Here is a 19649-nt window from a genome sequence, read left to right as displayed (position 1 = left end):
TTCTACAAATATTTAGCACTAAGTCTTAATAATTCTTCCTGATTTGTTTCTTTTGTATTAACTATTCCTGCAAGATGTCCGTTAGACATAACACCAATACGATTTGTAATTCCTAAAATCTCAGGCATTTCAGATGAAACAACTATTATTGTTTTTCCCTGCTTTGCCATGTTAATTATCAGTTCATAAATTTCGTATTTTGCACCAACATCAATACCTCTTGTAGGGTCATCCATCATAAATACATTTGGTGAACGTTCAAGCCATTTACCAAATATGGCTTTCTGCTGATTTCCTCCTGAAAGATTTGAAATCATATCATCAGGTCCCATACATTTAGTATGCATTACCTTTATTTCTTCTGCAGTTGCACGAACCATATCATCCTTTGACAATGCAATGCCTCTCTTGTAATGGTTCATATTTGCAATCGTTGTATTAAATGTAATGTCACCCTTAAGGAAAAGACCATTCGCTTTTCTTTCTTCTGTTATCAAAGCAAATCCATGATCCATGGCATCTTTAGGCGATGAAAAATTCATTATCTTTCCATCATAAATTACATTACCGGCTGCTCTTGTTCTCATACCAAATATAGTTTCAAGGAGTTCTGTTCGACCGGCTCCTACTAATCCATAAAATCCAAATATTTCACCTTTTCTTATGTCAAATGAAATATTTTGAAGTTTCGGTGCATACTTAGTAGACAAGTTTTCAACTGAGAAAATTACTTCTCCCGGTTCATTATCTACAGGTGGGAATCTGTTATCAAGAGAACGACCAACCATTGCTGATATAAGTTCATTCATGTTTGTATCTTTACTGTCCTTTGTCATTACCAGACTTCCATCTCGTAAAACTGAAATTTGATCACATATTTCAAATATTTCATCCATCTTATGTGAAATATATATTAATGAAATTCCCTGACTCTTTAACTGTCTCATCATTTTAAACAGCTTTTCTACTTCAGGTGCTGTTAATGATGATGTTGGTTCGTCAAGTACTATTACTTTTGAGTTATATGATATAGCCTTTGCAATTTCACACATCTGTCTCTGTGATACAGACATTTTCTTCATTGGCTGTGTCATATTAACTGTAATTCCTAATTTTCTAAATAAATCGGAAGCTTCTTTTTTCATTCTACCTTCGTCAACCACGCCTAATGAGTTCTTAGGATATCTGCCTAAAAACAGGTTGTCAACAACGCTTCTTTCGAGACACTGATTAAGTTCCTGATGAACCATAGCAACTCCATTTTCAAGTGCGTCTTTAGGTCCGGAAAAATTAACTTCCCTGCCATCTAATATTATAGTTCCTTCGTCCTTTTGGTAAGTTCCGAAGAGACACTTCATCATTGTCGATTTGCCTGCTCCATTTTCACCCATAAGGCCCATTATTGATCCCGGTTTAACATTTAAATTAATATGTTTCAGAACCTTATTTCGGCCGAATGATTTACTCATGCCATTAATCGACAAGATGTATTCATTCTTATCTTCCACCATATCTACACTTCCTCTTTCTTTTTTAAAGAAGGGAGGCTTTATCTGCCACCCTTCTTATTAAATTATCCAAACTTACAATTCTATTTTGAAAGAATTGATGTATATGAAGCTGCATTATCTGTTTTAACCATGTTAATTGCAAATGCGTCATATTCGCTTGGGTTACCTAAACGGTTAGTAATATTTGATTCTGTCTGTCCGTCACCACCGATGTAATCTACTTTAAGGTTAAGAAGATCATCGTATTTTTCAAGTAATGGCTGATATGTTGAACTAAGGAAGTTATCTGATGCATTGTAAATGTTAAGCCATACTTTCTTTTCTGCGCTCTTGCCTGAATCAAGCTGATTTGAAACTTTGTCATAAATCTTTGTTGAATCTGTAAAGTCTTTATAGTTATCTGCTGTTACAGCAACGTTTAATGCGTAATATGATCTTTCTTCTTCACTGTATCTGTAATCTTCATCCTTTGTGAGGCAGTTACCTGCATCATCAGGTGTTCCTATACCTGTATCAATATCTACACCATCAAGTGCGTTACGAAGAACTCTAAGTGTAAGATATGCCTGAACATCTGCATGCTGTGAAATTGTTCCGCCGTATCCTTCTGCTATAGCTGCTACTGCATCACTATTTGCATCGTATCCAAATGTTGGAACCTTGTTATCTTTAGCCCATGCATTAAACATTGACATTCCCATACCATCGTTATTTGAAACAACTACATCAATCTGCTTTCCGAATGAAGCTGTCCATGTTCCAATTGCATTTCCTGCTGTTGCTGCATCCCATGTTGCTCCTGCTGAGTTCTTCATTTCCTGTGATGCTAATTCTCTGATTGTGTATGTCTTTCCGTTAACCTCTAAAGTTGCATCCTTTACAGCCTTTGATGTTCCATCAACATTTGTTCCTGCTGGTGATGAATCAACGCTTCCATCTTTTTCAACTGCTGTTCCAAGTGCTGAACGAACACCACATGTACGAGCGATTGAATCGTTATGTCCGATATCTCCGATTGCAAGAACATAACCGATTACTCCATCTCCGTTTCTATCAATTTTATCGATGTTCTTCTTAATGTAATCAAGTACCATCTGTCCCTGAAGTTCTGCACCCTGGTTAGCATCAAATCCTACATAATATGTATCTTTGTTGAAATTAAGTGCTGTTGTATCAAGTTCACCTGTTGAGCTGTTTGATGGCTGACGGTTAAACCAACATAATGGTTTATCCTTATTTGCCACTGAACTAGCTGAACCTGAGCCACCTGAACTTCCGCCAGATGTTCCACAACCTACCATTGATACTCCGAGCACTGCGGCTACTAAAACTGTTAATAATTTTGACTTTCTCATTAAACATTCCTCCTATTTGTTAATATTGTCGTTTTTTTTCCTGTCTCATTGACTAAATTTATTATAAATTTTATAGTCCCTAAAAAAAATAGAATATTTTTAGATAAAATATCAAAATTTTACTGTTTTTTAATGATTTTTATAGATATTTTTACTAAAATCGTTTTTATTGTTGATGTGGATTTTATGTTACTTAGCTTTCGACCAAAACATCTTTATATAATAAAAATAGCATATCAGAAACACATCTCATTTGTTTATATCTCTGATACACTACTTCTATTTCGTTATTAAATTAATTTTCCTATTTTATTCTATTCCTACCCATTTTCTTAGCTTTACCTTCAAGTTTTCTTCTCATCTGTTCCGCATATTTCCAAGATTCCTCTACACTCATCCCATCTTTCTGCCATGCTTTTACTACTGTGTCTACCTCATAAATATCCATCATTGTAACATCTTTAAGGTCTTTTTCACATTTTTTGATATTTTCATTCGCTACCATATTTTCAATAAATTTACACAAAAAAGAAACGGTCTACAATCCTCTAAGCGTTAACTTACGGACTTTTCCGTTTCTTTTTTATTTATTCTCAGAATTAGAAAACTTTAATTTTCATTCCTACAGAATTATGCTGTATATTTAGTTTCGATAATATATTTTTCTTTTAATTTTGAGCATCCATTTTGTGGTATTATTCCATCATGTTGCATTCTGCCTGCTACAATTCCCGGATGTATCCCTATTTTTTTAGCAAATTCAACTATCTCATTATCTGATGTATATTTTGAAGGTGAAAACTTCTTATAATCTGACGGAGAAATCAAATAATCAGTTGCAAATTCATCCGCTTCTTTTTCTAATTTATTATTAATGTCAATCATTTCTTCCATAGTACTACTTATAAATACCGTTTTTATTTTCTGTTGAAGTACATGTTTTATTTCATGAAACAATGAAAACCAAAACTTATCCGCATCCAACCCTCTATTATTCATTGCCAGCACTACTCTCTCATCGTTTATCCATTTTACTGCGCCGTTTACACCTGCATTTTTAAGATGTGGCAATAGTACAAAAGCCACACCACAATCTGCAAAAATTTCTTTCATTCTAGGCAAAAACTCTTCTGGTTTCTGAACTGTCATACTTCTAAGTTCCGGCAAATATCTTTTTAATTTCTGTGCATCATACGGACTGGTATTTATATTTTTTGATATATTTATTGCGGTTTGAATCCACGCTCTGGAATTAATAATATTTTTTTCATTATTGCAGGACGTACTCGTTCTAAAATTAACTAAAAAATCCGGTTGCAACATGATTCTTAAATCTGAAACTCTAAAAAATCTACATAAATTAGCTACTTTGTCATTTACATTTCTAGTAATAGGTAAATCAACTACATCAACAAAATATCTATAATCTATCTCTTTTACAATCTTAGTTTGCTCATCATAATCTTTCGCCTGCTGCATTTCAATAAGCTTTCTATCATAAGTATTTTGTAAATTCTGCCATACTTCTACACTTGTTCCCATCATAACTGATAGTTTCTTTGCTAAATCATTTGATATATTAGCCTGACCGTTAATCAATTTGCTTAATGTTTTAGCTGTTGTTCCCATTCTTTTAGCAAATTCAGCCTGACTAACTTCCATATCCTCGATAATGTCAGCAATATAATAGCCTGGGTGAAATGCCACTATATCTTTGTATTTTTTCACATTACTCATAATGGTTAGACACCTCCGTTACTTTTACAATTTTAATTATTTTACATTGAGATAAGATATCGCCTTCCGTGATTTCCTGTCCTTCATTATCACAAGGAATCATAGTAACCCTATATCTGGTATTGCCTAATCTTATACTCCATTCATCTTTTCTATTACCTTTTAGGTAATTTTTATTTCAACTCATGTCTCCACTCGCCGTCTTCAACCACATAGTGAAATTCACTGATATCATCTTGAAGAAAAACTTTCAGCATGTCGTCCATATCGCTTGCCATTTTTTCTTTCTTCATTTGCTCTAAAGGCATCCATTTTACTTCACCTTCATCTGATGATTTTAAGGTTCCGCTGAATTTATTTGTTTTATAAAATACAACTATGTATCTAGAACCGTCTTCTCTCGGCCAATCTTTTGTCCCACAAATTCTTGGATTTTCTATTTTTAATCCTGTTTCTTCATATACTTCGCGTATAACAGAATCTACAAATGATTCTCCTTTTTCAACGTGACCACCGGGGAATGTCAAGCCTCCCCAATTTTCATCTATCTTATCCTGTACAAGTACATTTCCTTTGTCATCATATACCATGCACATATTTGTTAGCGTTACCTGTTCTGTTCTCATTTTGACGCTCCTATTCCTTATGCTTTGTTACATTTATGTTAAAATACGGTTATCATAACTTCATAATTCTTTATTTCTATAATATCATATAAATACATCTTTCCATAATTTGACCATCTTATCAACAGTGATTCATAAAACATATTGTATCTTTCTATTTTTCCTGTAATATTTTCCTGTTTTTATAAATTTCTTCAAGATTATTTTAGTCCAAAATGTCCGTTTCTTCAAAATTATTTCTCTGCATTATGTCCGTTTCTTCAAGATTTTTATAATTTTTTAAGCAGCCATATCCTTTTGTTACACAATTAAAAATACCTCCTATCCGCTTACTGTATTTGCTAATAAATACAAATAAACATATAGAAGGTATTTTCTAAACACTTTATGAACAAATTTAATTCGGCATAATTACTATGCTAGTATGCATTTAATCGAAATTTATTTTTCCTGAATTTCTTTTCCACTCATACGCTCTATTTCTATTTCAAAAAACTGCACTAATTTTTGTTACTTAATTATATATTTCGTACCTCTTCCTTTACCTTCGTCCGTTACAATTCCCTTTTGAATCAAATCTTTCAATATCTGTATTGTCTTTGATTCGCCAAATGAAACATACGGCGCAATTTCGCTAATCGATTTAAGAACTGTCCTACTTAAAATTTTATATACTGTTCTTTCATCTTCCGTCAAATTCATGTTTTCTTCAAAAACGGGAAGCATAATCTTAATTGTATTTTCTGACACTTCAAAATCCGGCTTTCTTAATCCTGCTTCATATAGTTGCTTTATTCTTGTAATTCCGGTTCCAAAAATCTCAACAAAACCAAGTATATAAAATACATTTGCAAGATTTCTATTTCTTAAAACGGAAAGTTTACCTGACAAATATTCTTCTTCCGTTATCCCTGATGGCAATCCACCCGGAGAAATAATCTCTATTCTATCATCAAACATCAATACTCTGATTTGGGACTCCACATCCCATACTCTATGAATTAGTGCATTTGCAATTGCTTCTCTAAAAGCTGCTTCCGGAATTCTTTCTACGTTTTTTCGTTCTGCCCCTTGTATCACTTCATATCTATAGTAATCTCTGAATACATCCAGTGTCTTATCATACACATCTAAAACAGATATATTATCAAACGTTGCTCTTTTTTGAATAATACTGATATTTTGACCGAACTTAACAATATCAATTCCAGGAAAATGTGATTTATATAAATACGGCTTTTGGACTCCGCCTTTTACTGTAAGCTTTATTGTATTATCGCTTTGTATTTCGAGTGTATAGTCCGGTTGAGGCTAAATGCTATCATTAATTTTATTTTCTATATCCAAACAGGATTGCCTTACATTAGGCATCCCCTTAACATTACCGTTATCGTCTATCCCGAAAAAAATCTCGCCTCCATCATAATTTGAAAAAGCACTTACAGTTTTTAAAAATGTATTTGTAATTGTTTCTTTAAATTCTAATTTTTTTGTTTCATGCATACTACTTGTATCCTTTCCATTTTTATTTATTATATGTAAAAACGCACGAAAAATTAAACATAAAAAAATACGTTTTATTTTTCGTGCGTTTTTGATTGTTATTCAAAGTCACTGCGTACATAAAATGTAGCTCTTCCGTTTCCTTTTTTTATAAGAACCCCTTCTTCTACTAATTGTTTTAAAGCTAACTCTACTGATTTTTTTCCTATAGAAGGGCATAACTCAACAACGTCACTCTTAGTTATTTTTCCTATTTTATTATATATTGCACGTCTGACAATTTCTTTTGCAGGAATTTTTTCACTTACAAGTTCTACTCTTTCCTCAAAATCTCTGTATGAAGCAAGAATAATCCTTAACATATATTTCACAAAAGACGTTACATCTTCCTTATTTTCATGCCAACCATCTTGACAATTTTCTAATGCTTTATAATATAAATCTTTATTCTTTGCAATCTTATTTTCAATAGAAATATATTTACCTACAACATATCCACTTCTATATAAAAGAAGCGCTGTAAGCAAACGGCTCATTCTTCCATTTCCATCACTAAATGGATGTATACAAAGAAAATCATGTATAAAAATAGGAATAAGCAAGATTGAATCCAACTCTTCGCTATCAATCATTTTGTTGTAATTCTCACAAATATCGTCTATTGCAGACGGCGTTTCATATGGTGCAAGCGGTGTGAAAAGCACGTACTCTTTTCCTTTTTCATCAGTAGCAGCAATAACATTTTGTGATACCTTAAAATGACCACCAATATTTTTTTCCGTATATTTATATAAATCACGATGTAACTGCAAAATATAATTTGCTCTTATTGGAATGTACTCATAATTCTCATGAATCGTGTTCAGGACATCTCTATATCCAAGAATTTCTTCCTCATCACGATTTTTCGGAGTTGTCTTTTCCTCACATAACTGCCTTAATCTTGTACTTGTAGTTCGTATTCCTTCAATTGCATTCGATGCCTCTGTACTCTGTCGCTTTGCTATTTCAATAAGTTTATCTAACTCTTCCGGTTTCTGCTTAAGATATATTTCCTGTCTTCCCTTATATTCATGAATCTGTGCAACAAGTGAAATTATTTCACTATCCCATTTTTTTTCTTTCAACGATGAATAATCAAATTTTCTCATAATCCATCTCCTAATTTGTTATTTATCTCCTAAATTATATTGCATTTTAGGAGATAATTCAATTATTAGGACATAAAATCCTTATATATAGCATTCCTTTTTTTAGAAAGTATATTCTATTTTTAGAATAATACATAATCACATATTCCTATTTAATTGCCTCGCTCCATTCATTTTCCTTGAAACCTGTTAACACTATATTTTCTCCAACTATAAGCGGACGCTTCATAAGCATGCCATTAGTTGCCAATAATTGTAACTGCTCATCTTCACTCATTGTAGGCAACTTATCTTTAAGTTTCATCTCTTTATATAATAATCCGCTGGTATTAAAAAATCTTTTAATTGGCAAACCACTTTTATTAAACCATTCTTTTAATTCATCATATGTTGGATTGTTTTCCACTATATGACGCTCTGTGTATTCCACATTATGTTCGTCCAACCACTTTTTAGCCTTTTTGCAAGTTGAACATTTTGGATAACATATAAATAACATTTTTTCACCATCCTTTATTAATTTCTTTTAAATATTCTATAAATTTCTTAACTGCAAAATTCAATATTTTTCTATCCTTCATTGCCAATGTAATCTAGCTTATTTTGCCGATTTTATTATGAATGTCTGCATAATTTATAAAAATGGCACTATATAAACCGGCATTCCAACAGATACCTATAACAAGTGACTGTATATTTCTAAATCTTCGTTCTTAAATACATTAAATATTACCTTTTTGATTCTGTCATCTTTTTTCAAAAATTGCATTACTGTTTCCGTAGCAATTTCAGCAGCCCTCTGCTGTGGGAATCTAAAGACTCCTGTGGACAAACAACAAAATGCTATTGATTCCACACCTGTATCAGCAGCAAGTTTTAAACATTCTTTATAACAACTTGCAAGCAAATTTTCATCTTCTTGGGTAACTTTCCATTGTATAATAGGTCCCACTGTGTGAAGAACATATTTTGCCGGAAGGTTGTATCCTGATGTAATCTTTGCTTTTCCAGTTTCCTCTTCATGCCCCTGCTTTGTCATAATCTCATGCATTTTCAAACGAAGTTCTACTCCTGCATAAGTATGAATAAAATTATCAATACAGGCATGCATAGGTGAAAAGCATCCAAGCATCTGTGAGTTGCAAGCATTTACGATTGCGTCACATTTCAAAGTAGTAATATCTCCCTGCCAGATATATAATCTTGAATCGGATTTCACAGGTGTAAGAGTTGCAACATCTGTGATACCACGCTCTATATTTCTTTCAGTAAGATACTCATCCTGTATTTCCAAAAATTCATGACTTATTGGTCTTGGTGGTCTAACATTCATAAGTGAGCGCAACAGATTCTCCTGTCCCTGCTTATCCGCGGGAATACTCTGTCTACCAAACCTTATTTCTTCTTTTAAAAGATACTTAATCAAATATTCTCTTCGCTCATTCTGGTTCATAATACCTGTCCCCTTATATCTGTAATTGCCTTTGCCATATCACCGCCGATACCGATTGCGCGCTTTCCGAAACTTTCCGGTACGACTGCTTCATCCATATTCAGACGAATCAGGCTATAAAATGGGTTCTCCCGCACCATCTTTTCAAAAGGAAAGCGTATGATGATTGGTGTATTAAATCCAACTCCAAGTTCCAGGAGCACGACTTTTTTGTCTTTATTCTGCTCCAGAAAATCAGCATATCTGTCAGCTGCCTCATGCCACGCTTCATCTTCGACAAAATAGTTATCGCAACGGAGGTTCATAGCCATATTTCCACCACACACCGGGCATTTTGGTACAAGTTCTGATGGAATTAGACAGTCTTTTCTTGCTTCATCCATCTTTCTAAACAGTTCTTCCGCATCATATGTCTTTGAATGACACTCTCTCTGGCATTGTATTTTACCATAATCTCCCTGTGTTGCAAATATTCTGTTTTCATCAAACCCCGCTTTATAAAACTGGTAATCTACATTAGTTGTTAGTACAAAATATTCTTTATTCTTTACAATATCATAGAGTTCTTTATAAAGTGGTAATGCCGGAGGAGCAAAGCGGTTCATCAATGCATGTTTTGACCAGTATCCCCACTTTGCCTCCTCAGACGGATATGGATAAAATCCTGCTGCATACATGTCTGTCATATAGTGCCCACCGTATTTTTTTATAAATTCTGCAAAATTGTCCGTAAACCTTTTACCGCCATACTGAATTCCTGCCGCTGTAGATGCTCCGGCTCCTGCTCCGATTATAACACACTCTGCATTTCTTATATATTTTGCCGCCATACCAATCTGGTCTTCATATGCATTCTTTTGAAATACATAATCCCTTGCCGGAGTACTACATAAAAAATTTCTCCAGTCAACATGTCCTTTTCTGATTTTCTTAAAAAACATAGCTTAACCTCTTTTCTCAATGCACTGCTTTGGACATATTTCTGCACATCTTCCGCAATGCAGACAATGATTCTGGTTGATTACAACCGGAACAGATGACATATCAATACACTTTTGTGGGCATACAGAATAACACAGTTTACATCCGATACAGTCTTTTCCAACAAAATAACCTGTCTGAAACGCTTCGACTTTCCCGATTGTTATAGTATCCCTCACAATATTAGATAGATTTCTGATATCAAAATATTCACCCTGTGCTTCATACAACTGAAATACTTCGATTGCTTCTTTCGTATCTCCGGGGTAAATTTTCTTCATATAAGGATTTCTCTCAAACATAATATCAAGATTCTTTTTCCCGATATTCTTTATTTTTCCACGAAGGGATACTGCTATTTTATCCTTTGTTGCAGATATTGCCACATACTGCTGATCCATCAGTTGGTCATAAAATGCTTTTCCCTTTGCCGTGAGGAAATATACACCTTCTTCATCATAGTACATCATATCTATGATTCTTGTCTGAGGGTGTCCATCCAAACTTATTGTAGCTACTGTTGTTGAGTGGATTTCATCCACCAGAAGTTTGAGATAATCCATTTTTGTCATTTCAAAGTCTTTCCTTTCAATTTTCCTGTTGATTGTCTATTGTTAGAATTCATAAGGTGTATTTCCTGAAAAATCAGCAATCACACCATGAGGATTTTCAAGATAGAACACCTCAAAAATTGGATTATCCGCTGTCTGATACTGTCCCTTAACGATAGGATTGTTCATGCATCCTTCCTTTACGCTCATGTTATTCTCAAATACTGCTTTGCCATGAAGACGAATCCATGCATATTCAGGAGAAGAAACAGAAACTTCTATCTCAGGATTTTCCTGCATATCCTTGTAAACATCCTTTGTGTTATTGGTACAGAACCAAAGCTTTCCATCCTGCTCGAAACAAAACATGAATGGACGACATTTTGCCTTTCCATCTCTTCCAACTGTTGCTAAATACTGAACCGGGTTTTTCTGTAAAAATTCTACTACTTTCTGCATTTTATAGTACCTCCTTAAATTATATAAGTTGTTGTAACATTTATTGTTACATCTTACAAGTGTACTATAGCATTTATTTGTTGTAACGTCAATAGTTACATCAAACATTTTTTAACTTTTCTCATTACAACAGATATTCAAGCAAAAAAGCTCCGGAAATCACATCCGAAGCCTTATCTTCTATTCTTTTTCTGTATATACTGCAATATCTTTTTTCACATCAGCAAGTGTCATTTCTGAAAGTTTCTCTTCCATAGTTCTTTGCACCTCTAACAGTCTCTTATCAAGAACATGATGAATATTTTTTCCTACAGGACATTTCTGATTTGGTTTCTCATGAAAATGAAACAATTGTTCATCCGGTGCACATTCTACAGCCTTATACACATCAAGAAATGTAATCTGTTCAAGCGGTCTGGTAATCGTCACTCCACCAGTCCCTCTTGCAACTTCAATAAGACCGGCAGTCTTTAACTGCTGCAATATTTTACGGACAATAACCGGATTGGTTCCAATACTGGTTGCCATAAAATCACTTGTCATCTTCTGGTCTGAAAATGTATCTATACAGGCAAACATATGGATTGCCATTGTAAATCTGCTGGAAATCTGCATTATCAACACCTCACTTTGACAGTAATCATATCAAAAAGTAGATGTAATTTCAATGATTACATTATTTTTGCTGAGCACATATGAAATTTCACAGAAAATAGCACAAATTGTTTTTACAAAGCTTATATAATGTGCAAAATATCATATACCGCCGGGCAAATTTGTAATAAAATATATTTATATAAGCCCAAACGTGAAACGATGAATTTTATACAGAGGAAAGTCTTTTTCTTCAACAATATTTTATTTATGGAAAGGAACGGTGAATATATGAAAAAAACATCTTTAAAATTACTGCTATTTAGCTTTTGTATGAGTTTTATTATGATAATTCCTACAAATGTAAATGCAGAAGAAATCATTCCGGTCAATATATCTGTAAAGTATGGCCAGACAGAAGCCCGAAGAATCTTAGATATGATTAATGAACTGAGAACTAGTCCTACTGACGCATGGGCTTGGGATAAGACTGATACCAAACAAGTTGCATATCCCGGTTTAAAAGAACTTGTCTATGACTATGATTTAGAGCGACTTGCAATGAAACGTGCAGCAGAAATTGCACTATCCTACGACCACACCCGCCCAAATGGTCAAAGTCCTTTTACTATTTATACTGAAGAAAATATAACCAGACGGGATACAGGTGAGAATATTGCAGTAGCAAGTCCTAATGTTTATTCTAAGGCAGAAGCAGTAAATAACGGATGGCGTGAAGATAACGAACCTTATGCCGGTCAGGGGCACCGTAGAAATATGTTAGATTATAAATTTACCTGCGTTGGAGTTGGTCATGTTACTTACAACGGCTATGACTACTGGGTGGAAGAATTTGCCTCCAGACCTTCCATTAATACAACAGAAACACCGGCAAATGACAGTGAACAAACTGTTACTGTTTCAGTAACTAAAAGTTGGATTACAAATTATAAGACATCTTTTGACCAAGATTCATATGTTCTTAGATTAGGAGAAACATTAACTCCAAATATTACACCTATAATTTCTCTTATAAATCAATTTGGACCAATCGGAACCGTGTTAGATACTCCAACCGTTTCCATTAATGACCCTTCTATTGCCACCTATAGTAATGGAAAGATTACAGGTCTTAAAGAAGGTACCACCACGTTAACCACATCACTGTACGGATTGCCATCAACAACTTCGGCAACAATAATCGTACATGACTGTGATAATCATTGGAATCAGGGAGTAATTACAAAAGTTCCAACCTGTATAGTGGAAGGCGAAAAAACTTATACCTGCGCTATTTGTAATAATACAAAAATTGAAAAAATTGGCATAGATGCAACAAATCACCTCCACTCTGAAATTTGAAATCAAAAGGAAGCTTCCTGCAAAGAGGAAGGATATTCCGGTGATAAATATTGCCCTGACTGTGGAACTAAACTTTCATCAGGCAATACTATTGCAAAAACAGAAAATCATAGTTGGAATAACGGAGTAATCACTAAAGAACCTACATGTGCAGAGACAGGCGTAAAAACTTATACTTGTGGAATTTGTAATAAAACAAGAACTGAAAACATTGCAAAAACAACAGAACATCTTCATACTGAAATTCGTAATAAAAAAGCTGCTACCTGTGGTGAAACCGGTTATACAGGAGATACATATTGTACTGATTGCGGAACAAAAATTTCATCCGGTAAGACCATTGCAAAATTAACTACTCATACTTGGGATGAAGGAAAGGTCACAACAGAACCTACCTGTACAGCGAAAGGTGTTCGAACATTTACTTGTAGTATATGTGGCAAAACCAAAACTGCGAGCATTGCAGCAACAGGACATCAGCATACTGAAATCCGCAATAAAAAAGACGCAACCTGCGGCGAAGATGGTTATACAGGAGATACATATTGTACTGATTGTGGAAAGAGACTGGCATATGGTCAAACCATAAAAAAAACCGGCAACCATACTTGGGATGACGGAAAGACTACAACCGAACCTACCTGTACAATAAACGGCATAACAACTTTTACCTGTAGTGTATGTGGCAAAACAAAAACAAGAAGCATAAAAGCAGCAGGACATAGTTATGGAGAATATGTGGTTGTAAAAGAGTCGACATCCACAGAAAAAGGACTGAAATCTAAAACCTGTAGCGTATGTGGAAAAGTATATTCTGTGACATTGGCAAAAACCGATTCTTCTAATGCAAATATAAAAAATACGACAAATTCAGAACAAAATACACAGACAAATCAGTATACCACTAAAAAGATTAAACTAAACCGCAGAAAACTGACTTTGAAAAGAGGCAAGAGTTTTAAATTAAAGGTTACTTTAACACCGATAAACAGTCGTGACAATATTACTTACGTAACTTCAAACAAAAAAGTTGTCAAAGTCTACAGAAATGGCAGAATCAAAGCTCTGAAAAAAGGTAAAGCTAATATTACAGTAATTTCAGGTAATAAGAAAGTTATCTGTAGAGTAACGGTCAAATAAAGACTATACAACAAAGGGCACTCAAATAATTAGTCAACTTTTGGTGCTTTAACGCCCTAATTATATATTTAATAAATATAATTTTAAAAGAATGATTAACAAAAAATCCTTTATGAAATACAAGTTTTACAAAAACTGTATCCATAAAGGATTTTTTGCTATTATCATCAAATATATTTACTACGCATAACTCTCTTATCCATCTTTATTCCGACCCAATATTGAATCATCTTATACCTCCCTTGTATGTTCATACTAATCCAAAAGTTATATTTTCTCTATAAAAAATCATTTACATCCCACAATTTTGCTATGTCAAAAGTATTTTACATATTGTAAAATGACGATTTATCAGCAATCTATTGCTACCACAGTAAATACTGCTTTTTTCTGCTTTTGTGTCAATGGCTTCAACATCCCCACTTCAAGCATTCTTTCAACTATATAAGGAATAAATTCTCCCCATGTAAATGCGTTACTGTTATTGTATCTAACTAATTTTTCCAAATGCTCCGGATACTTTGACTTATTTACCTCATAAAGTCTTTCATCCACTTTTTTCCCTTCTTCAAATATAAATTTTGGAATCTGTATATGATTTGCTACAAAATTGTTTATGACAGTTACTAAATTTCCATCTTTTACATTTATTACTGTAACCTGATTTTCTCCATCAACAACATATCCCTTTGCTGATAGATTGGAAAAACTACTTACACTTATTTTTTCTTTATCACAACCATTTGATAAATATGAATACAAGTCTTCCCAATCTTCCTGTGTATTACTTCTCCAGTCTATTTTTCTATCGCTATATATACAATTATACTGCTTACTTTGGAGCACCTGTTTATTATCTCTCCATACCTGATCATACATATAACCACAACCTGCATATTTATCATCTGGCTTCTGCCTAACACAATCATCTGTTACAGTTGCATACGCAATAAAATTCCCTCCGTCCGGTCTTTTTACTGCAAGTTCTTCCCAATTTTCCCAATCGTTTCCGAAAGAACTTAGCGCCATCATTACCAAATTGTATTTCAGATAATTTTTGTCATTATTAGGGCATATCATTCCCCAATTGTCCTCTGCTTTATCAAATTTTTCAAATAGGTCCTTGAAGAATTTTTCACATAAAAATTTTGCAACTTCTTTTTTAATATTTGCCTCTTCTGAAAAATCTTCTCTGCTATCTGTTATGTACATATTTGTCAGGTATTTAGGATTTTTTGAGCTGTCAACCTGATCAATATATCCCCATTCCACAAGTTTTCGTAATTCTCCTTCAATATAGGCAATAGGCACTTCCAACTCCTTTGAAATATCAGTTATTGTCTTTGCCTGATAATAACAACTCCATGCAATATTCTGTTTAAGCCTTGAATCAAACATATCCTTTGTATCACCGTTTTTCCCCGGGCTTCCACCATGTCCCATATTAATAAAATATATAGGATTTACACTTAAATTACTGTTTTTAACCATATCAATTTTCTCCTTTAATCCACTTCTGATGTCAGATAAATGCCATTTTACGGTTCCAACAGAAATATTAAGTTTCTTTGCAATATCCATTACTGACATTTCCTTATAGTATTTCATATATGTAATTACTCTTTGTCTGTTGGATAACATCCCAATTTCTTTTCTCAGTTTTTTGTATGTTTCTCCATTTTCAATATTATCAAAGCCGCTCTCAGTTACCGGATATTCTATTTTTAGAATGTCTATGTGTTTATTTGAAATTTCATTATCAACAAATCTTGCATATACATTGCTCGCTATTCTATATACATATCCTTCTATATTTACAATATTATCTGTCTTAAGAAATGATTTATATATCTCAAGCATAATATTCGAAGCAAGTTCTTCAGCATCCGCAATGTTTCTCATTTTAGACATCGCAAATCCAAATATCTTCTGCTGGTATTCAACTATTAATTTGTCTGCATCTATCTTATTCACTATCTACCTCCGTGATAAACAAATGTGCACTTTTTGTTTTCATCTATATAGTGTATTAAATGTTAAAATAGGTTTGGTATAAATTTTTATTAATTCATCTAATCATATATATACTTTACCCCCTCTTCTTTCAATGTATTTTGATACATCCATTTATCCTTTTGGTTATTTTATCACAGTATTCTCACCTTGACACTATTACACAAAACATATCGCAATGAGCAAATCTCTGTGCTATAATAAATTGTTCTTAGTCTAAACTATGTAAATGTCAATATACATCTTCTACATTTCTTCCGGACATTCCATTCCAAGAAGACTACACGCTTCGTTAATAATTTTCTGAACCAAATTAACAAGATTCAATCTTGCAAATTTTATCATCTCATTTTCTTCTTGAAGTATGGTACATTCGTGGTAAAACCTATTAAAAGACGAAGCAACTGAAATTATATACCTCGCTACTATTGAAGGCTCATAACGATATGCTGCATTTTTAATTGCTTCCTCGTATCCGGATAAAACCTTAATCAGTTCAAATGTAACATCATCAGTAAGTGCATCATAACATATGTTGCTATTTTCAATTTCTACGTTATTCTTTCGTAATATGCTTTTAGCACGAGCATAAGTATATTGAACATAGGGACCTGTACTTCCCTCAAAACTTAACACATCATCCCATGAAAACTCTACATTCTTAATGCGTTGGTTAAACAAATCATGGAATATTACAGCTCCAATTCCTATCATCTTGGCTATTATTTCTTTATTATTCAGCTTTGGATTCTTTTCTTCTATAGATTCCGTAGCACGTTTAACTGCCTCTTTTAATATATCTTCAGCATATATTATATTTCCACTTCGTGTAGATAACTTTGCTCCTTCCAAGCTTACAAGACCGTACGGCACATGCACTAGATTTGTGTACCACCTATACCCCATCAACTCAATTGCCTTAAATACCTGTTTGAAATGGAGACTCTGTTCAAGTCCTGTTACATATAAACATTTATCAAAATCGTATTTTTCTTTACGATATAAAACTGCACATATATCACGTGAATGATAAATTGAGCCGCCATCCTTTTTAGTAATCATACAAGGAGGCATATCATATTCTGATAAGTCAATCACATTAGCTCCCTGACTTTCTATTAACAAATTTTTCTCCTTCAGCTGCTTCACTAATGTAGGAACCATACTTCGATAATAGCTTTCACCTAGATAAGTATCAAAGGAAATACCAAGCATATTGTATACTCTTTCAAACTCTACCATACTGATTTCTTTGAACCATTCCCATATTGACAAAGCTTCCTGATTACCTTGCTCCATCTTTACAAACCATTCACGTGCCTCATCCATTAGTTTTGGATTTTTTTCTGCCTCACTGTTAAATTTAACATAAATATCTAGTAATTCATCAATTCCTTTTTTCTCAACTGCTTCTTTACTACTCCATTTTTTATATGCTACAATAAGCTTTCCAAACTGCGTTCCCCAATCTCCCAAATGATTAATCCTTATTACTTTGTACCCTAGCTTATCATAAATTTTATACAAAGAGTTCCCTATAACTGTTGTACGTAAATGTCCTACATGGAAATTCTTGGCTATATTTGGTGAAGAGTAATCAATACATATTGTCTTATCTAAGCCAATCTTTTCTACACCCAAATTATCTTTTTTCAGAGTGTTAAATACCATTTCCACATACTTTTCACGATTTACAAATAAATTACAATATCCATTAACAGCCTCTATTGAAGATAATCCCAACTCCTCTTTATCTTTTTCCAAATTCTCTTTCACCTCATTAGCAATTACTAAAGGATTCTTGTGCATTAATTTAGCAAATGAAAAACACGGAATTGCATAATCTCCCATTTTGTTATCAGGTGGAGTCTCTATCAAATCTAATATTGCTTTCCAATCCTGCACTTTAACTACTTCTGCTACAACTTTACTAATTTTCTCTTTCATTTAACTTTTCTCCCTTCTTATTTTATAAAATGATAAAAAAAGAACCGCACCCGATTATCACACCTGATAAATCAAATACGGTTCTGCATATGATACTAATTAACAGCACCGCACGACAACAAGACATACGTTCTTGCAGTCATGCGATTTACAATAACTACAAGAACTTATGTCTTCTCTGTCTACGTCTTAAACTGTTAATTAATAAATGTTTCATTGTTTTTAAATCCTCTCTAAAGATGATTATATAATATATAACAAATTTTAAATGATGTCAATAAATAATGTACAATTGGATTTTCTATAACAAAAATAGAATTTCTGCATGCCCATCATGTGGCGAAACATCTATCCATTTCTTATCCTCTGTTTCTACAATTGCATGTGATTCTGCTTGTTGTAAATCCATAATCATACCTCTATCTATCTTATGTTCCAAAGAATACTGTCAATTTTCTTAATACTTGATATTCCTTTATAATTAGGTAATACACGGTCAAATTCACTAATACATTCTTTTCCTTCTGGAATATCTGCCCAAGTTGTTAATCCCATATGTTCTTTTGTGTGATTGGCTCTTCTACAATCAGCTCTGATGCAATATGTCCATGCACTGCATAATGCATTTTATTTTGAACAGTTGCATAGAATCTCTTAATTATTGCAGAATTTTTATCGTAATCAACGGCTGTAGCATACAGATCTGTTATCTTCTAATAAAACTTTCTTTCGCTTGCACGAATTTCACGAATGTACTCTAACTGCTCATCACAATACCTTTCGGTCAGATATGTTCCGCGTTTTAAACGTTCATCATCTATGACCCAGCCTTTGATGGTATAGTCCTTCACAGATCAATGACTTACAGGATTATATCGCACAGCAGACTAGCCCCTCACTGAATTTGATGAATCACTAGTACGCCGCTGAATCAAACAAATCACCATCTGGGATGACCACATCACCATCGAACTGAAATTAGGTGTTAGTATCGATGCTGATGTAAAAGTCTATAGGCGCATGAAACTCTCCTGACCATGATGATGGGAGGCTCTTCTAATTTATCCTTATTTATTTCCACCTCTATGATATGGTGCTTTATCTTTCCATACCACACCGTTTTTTGTATGATAGCGCTGTTTATGTCTTGATACATCATTTTCGCATGGCAAATTTCTGCTCGCTTTTCCTATGATTTCAGTAACCTTTTCAATTATATTTGAAAGTTTCGCTTCTTATATCTTTGTAGATCTACTTCTAACGTCT

General features: G+C 33.6%; 18 protein-coding genes and 1 pseudogene. 2 read left to right on the top strand and 17 right to left on the bottom strand.

Annotated elements, in window-relative coordinates:
• Positions 1-2 precede the first annotated feature (2 nt).
• The 14 genes from CCC31_RS09455 to CCC31_RS09390 all read right to left on the bottom strand — a co-directional run bounded on the left by CCC31_RS09455 (position 3) and on the right by CCC31_RS09390 (position 11942).
• Positions 3-1511, bottom strand: a complete 1509-nt coding sequence (locus CCC31_RS09455) for a sugar ABC transporter ATP-binding protein (RefSeq protein WP_022088107.1) — start codon at positions 1509-1511, stop codon at positions 3-5.
• Between the two features lie 80 nt (positions 1512-1591).
• Positions 1592-2866: a substrate-binding domain-containing protein gene (locus CCC31_RS09450; protein WP_290851167.1), complete on the bottom strand. Its 1275-nt coding sequence runs from the start codon at positions 2864-2866 to the stop codon at positions 1592-1594.
• Positions 2867-3170: 304 nt separating this feature from the next.
• The gene (locus tag CCC31_RS09445) at positions 3171-3392 is read right to left on the bottom strand and encodes a hypothetical protein (protein WP_290851165.1); all 222 of its coding nucleotides are present in this window, start codon (positions 3390-3392) and stop codon (positions 3171-3173) included.
• Between the two features lie 104 nt (positions 3393-3496).
• On the bottom strand, positions 3497-4603 hold the full coding sequence (locus tag CCC31_RS09440) for a HigA family addiction module antitoxin (protein WP_290851163.1): 1107 nt from the start codon (positions 4601-4603) through the stop codon (positions 3497-3499).
• Positions 4604-4776: 173 nt separating this feature from the next.
• Positions 4777-5229, bottom strand: a complete 453-nt coding sequence (locus CCC31_RS09435) for an 8-oxo-dGTP diphosphatase (protein ID WP_117910090.1) — start codon at positions 5227-5229, stop codon at positions 4777-4779.
• 510 nt (positions 5230-5739) lie between these two features.
• Positions 5740-6357 carry an ATP-binding protein gene (locus CCC31_RS09430; protein ID WP_290851161.1) on the bottom strand — a complete coding sequence of 206 codons (618 nt, stop codon included), beginning with the start codon at positions 6355-6357 and terminating at the stop codon, positions 5740-5742.
• A 183-nt stretch (positions 6358-6540) separates the two neighbouring features.
• Positions 6541-6732: an ATP-binding protein gene (locus tag CCC31_RS09425; protein ID WP_243003049.1), complete on the bottom strand. Its 192-nt coding sequence runs from the start codon at positions 6730-6732 to the stop codon at positions 6541-6543.
• Positions 6733-6830: 98 nt separating this feature from the next.
• Positions 6831-7883 carry a Fic family protein gene (locus CCC31_RS09420; protein WP_117910089.1) on the bottom strand — a complete coding sequence of 351 codons (1053 nt, stop codon included), beginning with the start codon at positions 7881-7883 and terminating at the stop codon, positions 6831-6833.
• Between the two features lie 148 nt (positions 7884-8031).
• Positions 8032-8382, bottom strand: a complete 351-nt coding sequence (locus tag CCC31_RS09415) for an arsenate reductase family protein (RefSeq protein WP_117910088.1) — start codon at positions 8380-8382, stop codon at positions 8032-8034.
• 177 nt (positions 8383-8559) lie between these two features.
• Complete coding sequence (locus CCC31_RS09410; RefSeq protein ID WP_260978869.1) at positions 8560-9336, bottom strand: protein-ADP-ribose hydrolase; 777 nt, start codon at positions 9334-9336, stop codon at positions 8560-8562.
• Positions 9333-10277 carry a Sir2 silent information regulator family NAD-dependent deacetylase gene (locus CCC31_RS09405; RefSeq protein WP_290851156.1) on the bottom strand — a complete coding sequence of 315 codons (945 nt, stop codon included), beginning with the start codon at positions 10275-10277 and terminating at the stop codon, positions 9333-9335. The genes CCC31_RS09410 and CCC31_RS09405 overlap by 4 nt, the downstream gene beginning before the upstream one ends.
• A gap of 3 nt (positions 10278-10280) precedes the next feature.
• Positions 10281-10889: a 4Fe-4S binding protein gene (locus tag CCC31_RS09400; protein ID WP_290851154.1), complete on the bottom strand. Its 609-nt coding sequence runs from the start codon at positions 10887-10889 to the stop codon at positions 10281-10283.
• 42 nt (positions 10890-10931) lie between these two features.
• Positions 10932-11327, bottom strand: coding sequence for a pyridoxamine 5'-phosphate oxidase family protein (locus CCC31_RS09395; RefSeq protein ID WP_118565649.1), 396 nt, complete (start codon positions 11325-11327; stop codon positions 10932-10934).
• Positions 11328-11507: 180 nt separating this feature from the next.
• Positions 11508-11942 (bottom strand): Rrf2 family transcriptional regulator, encoded by a 435-nt coding sequence (locus tag CCC31_RS09390; protein ID WP_290851151.1) that lies wholly within the window; start codon positions 11940-11942, stop codon positions 11508-11510.
• A 324-nt stretch (positions 11943-12266) separates the two neighbouring features.
• Here CCC31_RS09390 and CCC31_RS09385 point away from each other — a divergent pair, with 324 nt between their 5' ends.
• Together CCC31_RS09385 and CCC31_RS09380 are read left to right on the top strand one after the other, a co-directional pair.
• Positions 12267-13283, top strand: a complete 1017-nt coding sequence (locus CCC31_RS09385) for a CAP domain-containing protein (protein WP_290851149.1) — start codon at positions 12267-12269, stop codon at positions 13281-13283.
• Positions 13284-14021: 738 nt separating this feature from the next.
• Positions 14022-14423, top strand: coding sequence for an Ig-like domain-containing protein (locus CCC31_RS09380; protein ID WP_290851147.1), 402 nt, complete (start codon positions 14022-14024; stop codon positions 14421-14423).
• Between the two features lie 351 nt (positions 14424-14774).
• Here the strand turns inward: CCC31_RS09380 and CCC31_RS09375 are convergent, their stop codons facing one another.
• From CCC31_RS09375 to rhuM, 3 genes and pseudogenes are all read right to left on the bottom strand, one after another.
• Positions 14775-16397 carry a sigma-70 family RNA polymerase sigma factor gene (locus CCC31_RS09375; RefSeq protein WP_290851145.1) on the bottom strand — a complete coding sequence of 541 codons (1623 nt, stop codon included), beginning with the start codon at positions 16395-16397 and terminating at the stop codon, positions 14775-14777.
• Between the two features lie 285 nt (positions 16398-16682).
• On the bottom strand, positions 16683-18383 hold the full coding sequence (argS, locus tag CCC31_RS09370) for an arginine--tRNA ligase (protein ID WP_290851143.1): 1701 nt from the start codon (positions 18381-18383) through the stop codon (positions 16683-16685).
• 516 nt (positions 18384-18899) lie between these two features.
• A pseudogene (gene rhuM, locus CCC31_RS09365) lies at positions 18900-19267 on the bottom strand (RhuM family protein); the annotation flags it as partial.
• Between the last annotated feature and the right edge of the window lie 382 nt (positions 19268-19649).

Origin of the sequence: Eubacterium sp. LMAG:50, assembly GCF_008680265.1 — a bacterium.
Classification (GTDB): domain Bacteria; phylum Bacillota; class Clostridia; order Lachnospirales; family Lachnospiraceae; genus Eubacterium_U; species Eubacterium_U album.
Note: the sequence above shows the minus strand (reverse complement) of the source record. Positions and strands in the feature narration are given on the sequence as shown.

What these genes read in the sequence shown, in the direction of transcription:
- CCC31_RS09455 (WP_022088107.1), bottom strand. Translation starts at nt 1,511, where the DNA reads ATGGTGGAAGATAAGAATGAATACATCTTGTCGATTAATGGCATGAGT.
- CCC31_RS09450 (WP_290851167.1), bottom strand. Translation starts at nt 2,866, where the DNA reads ATGAGAAAGTCAAAATTATTAACAGTTTTAGTAGCCGCAGTGCTCGGA.
- CCC31_RS09440 (WP_290851163.1), bottom strand. Translation starts at nt 4,603, where the DNA reads ATGAGTAATGTGAAAAAATACAAAGATATAGTGGCATTTCACCCAGGC.
- CCC31_RS09435 (WP_117910090.1), bottom strand. Translation starts at nt 5,229, where the DNA reads ATGAGAACAGAACAGGTAACGCTAACAAATATGTGCATGGTATATGAT.
- CCC31_RS09425 (WP_243003049.1), bottom strand. Translation starts at nt 6,732, where the DNA reads ATGCATGAAACAAAAAAATTAGAATTTAAAGAAACAATTACAAATACA.
- CCC31_RS09420 (WP_117910089.1), bottom strand. Translation starts at nt 7,883, where the DNA reads ATGAGAAAATTTGATTATTCATCGTTGAAAGAAAAAAAATGGGATAGT.
- CCC31_RS09415 (WP_117910088.1), bottom strand. Translation starts at nt 8,382, where the DNA reads ATGTTATTTATATGTTATCCAAAATGTTCAACTTGCAAAAAGGCTAAA.
- CCC31_RS09410 (WP_260978869.1), bottom strand. Translation starts at nt 9,336, where the DNA reads ATGAACCAGAATGAGCGAAGAGAATATTTGATTAAGTATCTTTTAAAA.
- CCC31_RS09405 (WP_290851156.1), bottom strand. Translation starts at nt 10,277, where the DNA reads ATGTTTTTTAAGAAAATCAGAAAAGGACATGTTGACTGGAGAAATTTT.
- CCC31_RS09400 (WP_290851154.1), bottom strand. Translation starts at nt 10,889, where the DNA reads ATGACAAAAATGGATTATCTCAAACTTCTGGTGGATGAAATCCACTCA.
- CCC31_RS09395 (WP_118565649.1), bottom strand. Translation starts at nt 11,327, where the DNA reads ATGCAGAAAGTAGTAGAATTTTTACAGAAAAACCCGGTTCAGTATTTA.
- CCC31_RS09390 (WP_290851151.1), bottom strand. Translation starts at nt 11,942, where the DNA reads ATGCAGATTTCCAGCAGATTTACAATGGCAATCCATATGTTTGCCTGT.
- CCC31_RS09385 (WP_290851149.1), top strand. Translation starts at nt 12,267, where the DNA reads ATGATAATTCCTACAAATGTAAATGCAGAAGAAATCATTCCGGTCAAT.
- argS (WP_290851143.1), bottom strand. Translation starts at nt 18,383, where the DNA reads ATGAAAGAGAAAATTAGTAAAGTTGTAGCAGAAGTAGTTAAAGTGCAG.